Source organism: Rhodococcus sp. EPR-134 (assembly GCF_001647205.1).
GTDB classification, from domain to species: Bacteria; Actinomycetota; Actinomycetes; order Mycobacteriales; family Mycobacteriaceae; genus Rhodococcus_F; species Rhodococcus_F qingshengii.
Genome location: NZ_LVCT01000573.1, coordinates 1 through 5,543, shown reverse-complemented (window position 1 = coordinate 5,543; position 5,543 = coordinate 1). Strand labels below are relative to the sequence as shown.

The following is a 5,543-nucleotide window of genomic DNA, read 5'->3' as shown; positions in this document are numbered from 1 at the left end:
TCTCGGTGAATACCACTCCGAGGTTGCGCATCAATGCGTTGTGGAGAACCAGTGCCACACCGTTTTCGGGGTCGGTGGTGACCTCGTTGGCAATGGTGTCGGTGACGAGGTTCGGAATCTCCATGTCCTGGAACCACTGGACGAGTTCGGGGCTGTAGATCAGGCCGGGCTCGCAGAAGCCCTCGTAGAAGGCTTCGCCCTGGTCGAAGAACAGCTTGAGGAAGTTGGTGCGGATGACGAGAATGTCACGCTTCTCGATGGTGACGCCCTGCGCTTCGGCACAGGCCAAAAGATCATGGTGCGTGAAGGTTTCGGCCTTGTCGAGGTTTTCCTTGCCGCGGAACTTCGCCATGTCGAGAAGTACTGCGCGTCCGACGACGCCGCGGTCGGCAATCGGTTCGACGCTGGCCTTCTCCAGGCCGCCGACAGTGGTATCAGCGGAGTATCCGTTCCACAGGGCGCCGTCGTACCACACGTGGCCGAGTGCGTCGTACTGCGTCGAGCCCTGCAGGAACGCGTCGATCTTGTCGTCCGCGTAATGCAGGCCGCCGGGGAAGTTGGGGGCGTCGTCGCCGTCCCAGCTGCTCTCGTCGAAGATCTGTGTGCGCTCGGCGGGGCTCCGGCCCGGCCAGACCGGATCACCCTTGGGATCGCCGATAAGACGTTGGAGTGTGAACACGGAACCCTGCTTGATGGTTCCGACGCCACGAAGCACCTGTCCGGCGTCGAGGTAGTTCAGTGAACCGACCTCGTCGGACTCTCCCCACTTGCCCCAGTTGCTGGGTGCGTCGCGCAGGAGTTCTCGAAGATATGGCGCCTCGGTCATGGTGATTCGATCCTCTCGCTACCGACACCGAACGATCGCTCGGGCGGACCTGGGTCTTTGTGATCCACATCATGTTCAGGCCGATAATCAGTAGTCAACAGGTTCACCGATTGCCGTGGTCATCGCATTGTTGGAAATCCAATGTTCGGGAATACTGAACACTGTGACCGAATTCGAGAATGCCGTCCTGATCGGAGCGTCGATCCGGCAAGCGCGGCGTCACAGCGGGCTCTCGCTGCGTGAATTGGCCAGGCGTCTCGATGTCAGCCCGGCTACCCTCAGCGCTGTCGAGACCGGAAAGGCCAGAGTCAGCGTCGACCGGTTGGCGGCAATCGGCGGGATTCTCGGAGTGCGTTTCGACGCTCTGCTCCCGGCTGCGATAGTGCGTCCGCCGGAACAGCCGCGATGGGGAGGCGACGACGCCGACCCGGACGCACATTTTCGCCCGAACGAGTGGCGAAGGTTCGGCCCGAGTTCGTTCGATCCGGTGTTGGCGGCCGCGCTCGCGGAGATGGTGAAGACCGGATATCACGGTGCTGCGATGCGTGAGATCGCCAAACGTGCGCAGATGAGTGTTCCAGGTCTGTACCACCACTATTCCAGCAAGCAGCAGATGTTGGCCGAAATTCTCGACCTCACCATGGATGAACTCAACACGCGATCGTTGGCGGCAATCGACGAGGGCGAAAGTCCCTCCGAAAGGCTGGCTTTCCTCGTCGAATGTGTGACCTTGTTCCATATCTATCGGCGTGATCAAGGATTTCTCGGTGCCAGCGAAATGCGCAGTCTCACAGCCGAGAACAGGTTGCGCATCACGGAATCACGCAACTACCAGCAATGGTTGATGACGAAGCAGGTCGACGACGGAATCGCCGCCGGTGTGTTCGGGACGGATCGGCCGAGACAGGCCGCGCGTGCAATCGTCGTGATGTGTGTCTCTGTCGCGCAATGGTATCGGCCGAGCGGACCACAAACGCCCGAGGAAATTGCACGCGACTACGCGCGTTTTGCACTGGATCTGGTGCGCCTTCAGCGACCGTGACGGACGTCATCCGGTTCGGGTGATGCGCCTGCGGGCAAAGGGGTCCATGCTTGGAAGGTATCCGTACCGCGACTCGAGTAAGGAACGAAACCCAATGTCTTCCAATCTGTCTCACAAGGCCTACATGATCGGTGCCGGCATCGGAAACCTCTCGGCTGCCGTCTATCTGATTCGAGACGGTGAGTGGAACGGTGAGGACATCACCATCATGGGCCTGGACATGCACGGAGCGAACGACGGCGAATCTGCCGCTACGTTCAGCACCAGTACGGCCATCGCGAACTCGGTAACGACGCGGGTTTCATCAATCGTGGCGGTCGCATGCTCAACGAGGAGACCTATGAGAACCTCTGGGACGTGCTGAGTGTGGTTCCGTCGCTGGACAACCCGGGAAAATCGGTGACGGATGACATTCTCGATTTCGACCACGCACATCCGACGCACGACGTCGCACGATTGATCGATCGCGACGGCATTCGCAACAAGGGTGAAAACGACTACAAGCACATGCAATTCGACAACAAGGATCGGTACTTGTTGACGAAGCTGATGACGATGCCGGAGTCGGACGAGGCAAAACTCGACGACATCAGTATCGAGCAGTGGTTCGAGGACACTCCGCACTTCTTCACCACCAACTTCTGGTACATGTGGGAGACCACATTTGCTTTCAAGCGGGTGAGTTCGGCGATGGAGCTGAGCCGGTACATGAACCGAATGATTCTCGAGTTCAGTCGCATTCAAACTCTTGCCGGTGTCACCAGATCCCCGTACAACCAGTACGAGAGTATCATCTTGCCGATGCGGGCCTTCCTCGAAGGCAAGGGCGTGAAGTTCGTCAACGAACTGAAGATCACGGAGTTCGTGTTCAAGGACACCCCGCTACGAGACGAGATCATCGTGACGGGACTCGATTACGAAAACGTCCGCACCGGTGAGAAGGGCAGAATCGACGTGGCGGAGGGCGATTTCGTCTTCGACACCAACGGCAGCATCACCGACAGTTCTTCGATCGGCGATCTCGACACGCCGATCGTCGAAGACATGAGATACGCACCGAGTGCGCTGCTGTGGAAGCAGGCCACCGAGCATTTCTACGATCTCGGGAATCCCGACAAGTTCTTCGGGGACCGGGCGCAGAGTGAGTGGACCAGCTTCACCGTCACCACTTCGTCACACGAGCTCATCAACGAGATTTCCCGAATCACCAAGCAGCTCCCCGGAAATGCGCTCAACACATTCGTGGACTCGAACGTGCTTCTCTCGATCGTGGTCCACCATCAGCCGCACTACCACGCGCAGAAGGAGAACGAAGGAGTCTTCTGGGGTTACTGTCTGTTCCCGCGCAAGGACGGCGACTACGTGAAGAAGCCGTTCATCGAGATGACCGGGCGGGAAATGCTGGAAGAGACGCTCGGACACCTCGAGGCGCTCGACGAGAGCGGTGCGCTCGCCGCGCGTCGACAAGAGATTATGGACAGCGTCGTGAATTCGATTCCCAGCCATATGCCTTACGCCAGTGCGCTGTTCAATCGGCGCGCCGTCGGCGACCGGCCGCTGGTGGTGCCGAAGCACTCCAAGAACCTGGCGTTCATCAGTCAGTTCGCGGAGCTGCCGTTCGACATGGTGTTCACCGAGCAGTACTCGGTGCGCTGCGCTCAGGTAGCCGTCTACAAGTTCCTGGGGATTCCAGAAGACAAGCTCACCAAGATGCATCACTACGAGAAGGATCCGAAGGTCCTCGCCAAGGCCGCAGTGACGATGTTCCGCTGAGGGGTGCTCAGCGACCGTGCCGCTTCTCGTAGTCCTCGCGAGTGCGATCGGCACGGCGCTGGGCCTTCTCGTCGAGCAGTTCGGGATCGAGTCCGTGGCTCAGCAGGCGGTGACGGCGGTAGATGGTCCCGAGCGCCACGACGAAGTACGCGAGCGGGATGAGCAACAAGGCCATCATGGCCAAGGGAATCCAGATCGGTCCCGGGATCAAGAGGAACAGCAGAAGGATCAGCGTCGCCGGCACGGTGAAGCGGATGATGTAGCGGGCCTGGGCGCCCGGGCCGACGAGATCGTTCCGTACCCAGTCCTGATACCGGTCGGGGAGCGTCTTCCCCAGGAGGTATCCGCAGTACTGAGGAAAGTTCGGGCGAGTCTGTTCGGCCATGGCATCCAGGATAGTGCCTGGTACTGCCGCTTACACCGGTGCCTTGAACGTGCGTCGGTAGGCGCTCGGTGAAACGCCGAGGGCCTCGTTCATGTGTTGACGCATGGATGTCGCAGTCCCGAAGCCGGTTCGAGCAGCAATCGCATCGATCGACAGATCGGATTCCTCCAGTAGTTCCCGCGCCCGATCGACGCGTCTGCTGGTCAACCAGCGGTTCGGTGTGGTTCCGACTTCGTCGCGGAATCGACGGCTGAACGTGCGGACGCTCATGTTGGCGCGCGTCGCCAGGTCCGCCAGGGTGATCGGGTCGTCGAGATGTTCGAGGGCCCAGTGCCGAGCGTCGGCAGTCGTTTCCGAAGGCTTGTCGGCCAGGGGGCGTCGGATGTACTGAGCTTGACCACCGTCGCGCCACGGCGGTACGACGCAACGCCTCGCGACGGTGTTCGCCACTTCCATGCCGTGGTCACGCCTGACGATATGCAGGCAGAGGTCGACTCCCGACGCCACCCCGGCCGAGGTCAGGATGTGGCCTTCGTCGACGAACAGCACGTCCGGATCCACGTTCACCTTGGGATAGACACGCTGGAAATGGTCGGTGTTACGCCAGTGCGTCGTGGCGCGGAGTCCGTCGAGCAAACCGGCCGCGGCGAGGATGTACGAACCGGTGCAGATCGAGACCAGCCGGGTCCCCGGGCGGATGTGTTCGAATGCCGCGGCCAATTCGGGGGAGAGGTAACCGTCTTCGTAGGCCGGACCCAACTCGTACGACGCGGGGATGACGACGGTGTCGGCGGTGGCGAGCAACTCGCTCCCGTGGTCGACCGAGATGCTGAAGTCTGCGTCGGTCTGCACGGGATTGCCGTCGACGGTGCACGTCAGGATCTCGTACAGCGGCCGATCCTCGACGTCGAGGGCACGTCCGAAGATGCGCGCCGGGATGCCGAGTTCGAAGGGGATGACTCCATTCAGAGCCAGTACGACGACGCGATGCGGACCAGACATGGCTTGATTCTTTCATATATTGGCAATCTGGCCACTGTTCTCGATCGAATCCGAACTGCAGAATTCTCTCTGTGACTTCTGAGACCGCTCTCCCCGAATCAGGCCAACAGCAGGTGAGCCCGCCGCGCTTTCACCGCGCCTGGTCCGTCGCGATCGTGGCATTCCTGGCGTTGGTCGGTGCGGCGAGCTTCCGCGCTGCCCCATCGGTGCTGATCGATCCGCTGCACGAAGATTTCGGGTGGTCGCGCGCCAGCATCTCGGCGGCCGTCTCGGTCAACCTGATTCTGTACGGGTTGACCTCGCCGTTCGCTGCTGCCTTGATGGAGAGGTTCGGTATCCGGGCGGTCGTCACCTCGGCGTTGGCGCTCATCTCGCTCGGCAGTGGTCTCACCATCTTCATGACCTCGAGTTGGCAGCTCATTCTGCTGTGGGGTGTCTTCGTCGGTCTCGGTACCGGTTCGATGGCGCTGGCGTTTGTCGCCACCGTCGTCGATCGCTGGTTCGTCGAGAAGCGT

Annotated in this window: 7 protein-coding genes; 4 read left to right on the top strand and 3 right to left on the bottom strand. The window is 60.6% G+C overall.

Going from position 1 to position 5,543, the window contains the following annotated elements; translation table 11 throughout:
* On the bottom strand, window positions 1–826 hold an 826-nt coding region (locus tag A2J01_RS25450), incomplete at its 3' end, for a cyclase family protein (protein WP_064113854.1).
* Between the two features lie 163 nt (window positions 827–989).
* Between A2J01_RS25450 and A2J01_RS25445 the strand changes: the two genes are divergently transcribed.
* The 3 genes from A2J01_RS25445 (at window position 990) to A2J01_RS25440 (ending at window position 3,641) form a co-directional block, all read left to right on the top strand.
* Window positions 990–1,868 (top strand): TetR family transcriptional regulator, encoded by an 879-nt coding sequence (locus A2J01_RS25445; protein ID WP_231915906.1) that lies wholly within the window; start codon window positions 990–992, stop codon window positions 1,866–1,868.
* 94 nt (window positions 1,869–1,962) lie between these two features.
* Window positions 1,963–2,232 (top strand): oleate hydratase, encoded by a 270-nt coding sequence (locus A2J01_RS37380; protein ID WP_331715339.1) that lies wholly within the window; start codon window positions 1,963–1,965, stop codon window positions 2,230–2,232.
* Window positions 2,190–3,641, top strand: coding sequence for an oleate hydratase (locus A2J01_RS25440; protein ID WP_331715338.1), 1,452 nt, complete (start codon window positions 2,190–2,192; stop codon window positions 3,639–3,641). The genes A2J01_RS37380 and A2J01_RS25440 overlap by 43 nt, the downstream gene beginning before the upstream one ends.
* Before the next feature lie 7 nt (window positions 3,642–3,648).
* Here A2J01_RS25440 and A2J01_RS25435 read toward each other — a convergent pair whose 3' ends face one another.
* Both A2J01_RS25435 and A2J01_RS25430 read right to left on the bottom strand, forming a co-directional pair.
* Window positions 3,649–4,026, bottom strand: coding sequence for a DUF5313 family protein (locus A2J01_RS25435; protein ID WP_003943558.1), 378 nt, complete (start codon window positions 4,024–4,026; stop codon window positions 3,649–3,651).
* A gap of 30 nt (window positions 4,027–4,056) precedes the next feature.
* On the bottom strand, window positions 4,057–5,028 hold the full coding sequence (locus tag A2J01_RS25430) for a GlxA family transcriptional regulator (protein WP_064113853.1): 972 nt from the start codon (window positions 5,026–5,028) through the stop codon (window positions 4,057–4,059).
* 71 nt (window positions 5,029–5,099) lie between these two features.
* Here A2J01_RS25430 and A2J01_RS25425 point away from each other — a divergent pair.
* A partial coding sequence (locus tag A2J01_RS25425; RefSeq protein WP_156519405.1) for an MFS transporter occupies window positions 5,100–5,543 on the top strand: 444 nt, incomplete at its 3' end.

Excerpts from the sequence above, each read along its gene's own strand:
- A2J01_RS25430 (WP_064113853.1), bottom strand. The coding sequence starts at position 5,028 with ATGTCTGGTCCGCATCGCGTCGTCGTACTGGCTCTGAATGGAGTCATC.
- A2J01_RS37380 (WP_331715339.1), top strand. The coding sequence starts at position 1,963 with ATGTCTTCCAATCTGTCTCACAAGGCCTACATGATCGGTGCCGGCATC.
- A2J01_RS25435 (WP_003943558.1), bottom strand. The coding sequence starts at position 4,026 with ATGGCCGAACAGACTCGCCCGAACTTTCCTCAGTACTGCGGATACCTC.
- A2J01_RS25440 (WP_331715338.1), top strand. The coding sequence starts at position 2,190 with ATGCTCAACGAGGAGACCTATGAGAACCTCTGGGACGTGCTGAGTGTG.